The sequence below is a fragment of the bacterium genome (assembly GCA_018812485.1).
In the GTDB taxonomy this organism is placed as follows: domain Bacteria; phylum JAHJDO01; class JAHJDO01; order JAHJDO01; family JAHJDO01; genus JAHJDO01.
The window spans coordinates 1-4134 of the sequence record JAHJDO010000087.1; the positions used below are offsets into that span (position 1 = coordinate 1).

At 40.4% G+C, this 4134-nt stretch carries 1 protein-coding gene; it reads right to left on the minus strand.

The features are described 5' to 3' along the window. A partial coding sequence (locus KKC91_06875; GenBank protein ID MBU0478274.1) for a hypothetical protein occupies positions 1–4111 on the minus strand: 4111 nt, incomplete at its 3' end. Positions 4112–4134: the final 23 nt, after the last annotated feature.

A 4134-nucleotide genomic window follows, 5' to 3' on the forward strand; every position in this document is an offset into this window, starting at 1 on the left:
GAGCTCTTAGCGCTTGAGCCTCGGCTTCAGTCCCAGCAATAATTACAGCGACGATGCTAGGATCTATGTCTACTAAATCACTGCATACTTCCAAAAATCTGTCTCTGTCTTCAAGCACTGCCTCTCCATTAAATAATGCTACATTAATAAGGGAAAGCTCAGAAGCACTAATCTGATCGGAAGAAACAGAAGGTGAAATATGGAACTTTGTCGATACATGAGGGGTTACCTGGTTAAGCGCTCTAATGATCTTCTCAAGCTCTTCCACAAATCCATCTATAGAATATTTCGCAGGACCATCAGGAGAAATGGCACCGCTATTTTGAATAAGTACATTGAGTCCTGCTTGGACGGGATCACCTAAGTGAATACTCCGTTCAATCTCTGCTTTAGCGTCCATTGGCCCCATCCAATACGTGTTTTCACCATAGACATTACCGTAAACAACAAAAAATAATAATCTACCTAACTCTCGTACATCATCCAAAGGATGAAATGATAAAAAACCAGGTAACCTAACTGCAATATTTCCAGAAACCGACGATTCTACCAGGACATATTTTGAATCTAAACTTACACGCTCAAGTCCGTCTCTATGGAAAGCTTGGATTCCTTTTGCCGCCTCAAGAAGTATTAATAACAACTCTTGCTGCGACAAATTATTTTCTATAACCAACCGGTACAAGGTAGTCTCCCCAAAAGGTTCGAAGAATAGTAATTTACTCCCTGTATCGTAGTGAAAGGGTTTTAAAAGATATGTTTTTGCTTTTTTGGCTTCCTCATATCTTCTGACTATTGCTGGTCCATTTTCAGGAGATGAAATTGATAACACTACACTTAAACCATCTTGAGTCTGTGCTGCATATGTAGCTACGGGAAATGAATCAGTAGTAATATTATATAATTCATATTCTCCTACTTTGACAGGAATTCCGGCCATCGCTACACTCTCAAGCAGAATTTTAGTTTGCATATCTTCAAGTTCGCCTGTTATCTCTAAAACCAATGGATTCGTTTCTCGATGAGGATGAAAATGAACTATAAGTTTATCAGTCCCAACCCATTGCAGTAAGTCTGTAACACGTGGCAATTGCTCTCTAATAACTTTTGGTATATCAGTAGCAGGCCGAGCCAACTGTGATCGTATATCTTCCTCTATAAGTAAAGCTCTAACAAAATCCCCAGATTTCTTTCGATCTCTACATATTGCAGTCTTAAACTCCTTCACGTTTTCTAGAAAACCTTCTCTATCCTTACAGATTTGGGCTAAATTCCAGAGAAGAGATGCTCTTTTAATTTCGCCTTGGGCAGCAATAGGATATTCGCGCAACGCTGCTTTAAACGCTTGCCCTATCTCCTCTCCTTCTCCTTTTACAACTCGAAGGCGTCCCTGTTCTAAAAACTTGGAAAAGAATTCTGGGTCTTGACTATACATACTCTCCGAAATAAATATAGTATCTACGTCTTCGGGTGGGATATCTGTTACAAATCGAATTTCTTCTTCTTCGAATATAAAAAATCCTGCTTTTCCTTGCTGCATATATGTATCATATACTCTGGAAGTAACAATAATTGTACAACCCCTATCATTATATGCGCTATCTTCAAAAACCCAACGATAAGGAGAAAAAGGAATTCCTTCTCCTCCTCCTGGTATCGACCTGCTGAGCTCTAATCCATTTAGCAATAAATTTTTAATATCATCGATCTTGAGATTAGACATCTTTCTAAAAATCACTGCCTCTTCCGGCATATAACTCAACATGCCATTTGCTGCGACTGCCTGGCAGAACCACACATTGTCCATGATAGTTCGGTAGAGTTGCGTGTAACTTGTAAATCCACTTCTTTCAAGAACCCAGTCTAGATCATCTAATGTTAGATCAACACCAAGGAATTCATTGATAGAGCTTATAATTTCTACTTTGGAAATAGACGTAACAGTATCTGCTATTCTCGGCTCTAGTCCGCCCCTTCGAAATAAGACAGGTGAGGCAGCAGTAAGAGTATGTTCTGCTTCAGCTAACCTATCGCTTCCCTTCAAATACCCCAAATACCCATTCTCCTCATCAAGCTCTGTTCCATATCTCTCAACAAAGGCAATATAGTCTTGGAACAGCACAAACCCGAGGGAAGTTATTGTATTATCGGCGCATCCTTGAGCAAGGGCCTGTTCTGTGGCTATATCCCCTTCTGCGCCTCTTTCATGCGCGAGCTCTTCAGAGAGTAGAGATGTTACAAGTTCGCTGATATGCGCAGAGTCTTCTCCCTCTGCAATCATTGCTTCGAGGTCAGAGGCGTTCAGGATTATGAGGTTATTGTCTTTGTGGTCTCCTGCGAGATAGTCATACCTGTCAGCAAGGACTATTGTCATGTTCTGGCTTAATTCTCCGTCATGGAGGGCTTTGGAGCGGTCTAAGGCGTTTATGAGGATCTGGGGATTATCATGGAGGAAGCTTAATAGTTTTTCTCTCTCAGTGGGGCCTCTTATGGTGAATGTTACATTGATGCTTGGGTGTTTGGGTGTTACAGTAGCCAGTTCCTGTAATTCAGATTCTATTGCTTCTATGTCAGTTACATCATATACTTTCTCTGCCACGGAGAAGCGGTCTGTTGTTGGAGTGCCTTCTTTTGTTAAGCTATTAGACTTGGAGCAAAGGGAGAAGTGGGCTGGAGTTTGAGGCTTTCTAGAAGAATGATACCAAATCAAGGCTTTTTCTTTTTCAGTATCCACTAATCGGCCTAAAACAGCCTGAACCCTACCACCGCTGTTAGCTAGATATAATAAAGGTATTCTGATAAATCGTTGTACAGGAAAGATATTAGAGAGATTTGCCCCCCCTGTTAATACCCAGGCCACAACTTCTTCTTCGGGATTTTCAGTAAGTATAAACTCGTGAAGAGATTCACTGACATTAGTAGGATCAACGCCCCGAGTACGTGAACCATTTGAAATTATCGTTACTTCCTTCCCTTTATATTGATATAAACGGCTACTTACCAGTCTTTCTCTTCCATAAATTTCACGCATCTTCTCGTTTGCGTCTCTATCCACAACTCTACAAACAACAAGCTGAAGATTTTCATATTTATCTTTTGTGGGAGTCCACGTAAGTCGAAATGCATGTTCCTGATTAGGCTCTATTAAAATATCCTCAGTTTGAGCTAAGACAGTATCACCGTCTCGTAACTGTAAAAACAGTTGCCGCGGCTCAGAGTCGTCATTTCTTACAGTATCTTCTACTGTTAGCGATTCTCCGGAAACAACGGCCTCATCTACAGCGCTAGTTCTCAGATCCCCGATATAACCAAAAATATCCTTTACGTCCCTTACATCCAAATCGTGCCCTATGGGTCTATGATTAGCTACAATAGTAACAAGAAAACCGGAATCAACAAGAGCTTCTGTAAGAAGCATATGGGTTGCTGCTTCCCATCCAGAATCATTAACACTTAATAATACACGTTTTTTCTTATCTGAAATATCTTGAGCGCGCAATAAATCTTCAACAAACTGGTTTGAGTCTTCTAAAGTTTCGCTGAAATATTCCCTTATTATAGGATTCTCCAATGCCCATTCTAAACCTTGGTTTTTAACAAGTTGGGTGAAGCGCCCAAATGTCTCCGTTTCACTTCTGCCAAAATAATTACCCAGGGCAGCGAGCTTAAAGGCACAAAGTAAACGCACCTTTTTATCTTTTATCCTAAATAGCTCATCTCTAAAAAAGGAATAGTAAGTTATCCCTTCAGGCACAATGACATCCTCAGAAAAAACTGCGCTGTTATATCTTTCTTTACTTCTTTGCAGCGGAGAAACAGCAATGCCTTTTCCCAAGATGTCAAAGATAAATGCCTCTCTTAAAGATTGAGGCATATCTGCAATAGAAAAAATCCGATCCATGGAGCGCGTGATATTCCTTCCTTTTTTCTCTTCAATAGCCCTTTCTTTTTCGCGAGCTATTCTCTCAGCCCGTTTCCTAACTTGATGAATTAATCCTTTTCTCAATTTTAAAGAATAATCATCTTGAGGTTCGCTTAACCGATAATAATCTAGTCGCGAAATATCTCTGGGCAGGATACTCCACCTATGCATGCTAAAACTTATGGCCACAATATTACCCTTTTCATCGCAAA